The organism is Rhizobium sp. PRIMUS64 (assembly GCF_023006465.1).
GTDB lineage: Bacteria > Pseudomonadota > Alphaproteobacteria > Rhizobiales > Rhizobiaceae > Rhizobium > Rhizobium leguminosarum.
Map to the genome: position 1 here is coordinate 1 of NZ_JALBGX010000379.1, position 245 is coordinate 245.

At 58.8% G+C, this 245-nt stretch carries 1 pseudogene; it reads left to right on the forward strand.

The features are described 5' to 3' along the window. Positions 1 to 115 precede the first annotated feature (115 nt). Positions 116 to 245: pseudogene (locus MOV76_RS39645) on the forward strand (transposase); the annotation flags it as partial.

The window sequence follows — 245 nt, forward strand, 5'->3', positions numbered from 1 at the left end:
TCTAGTTCCAGAGCTAGGCGCAGACATAGAAGCTCACAGCAGTTCATCGTGTCCGCTACCGATAGCCGACCGCTAAGCTGCTTCGCCAGATGGGGTCTGCTTGTCGCTTACCGAAGGTCTCAAGGCCGCCGTCACCAAGGTTCTCAATGCCACTTGGCAAAGGTGCCGGGTTCACTTCATGAGGAACGTGCTCGCGCATGCTGGAAAGAGCGGCAGGCGGGTCGTATCCGCCTTCATCGCGACGG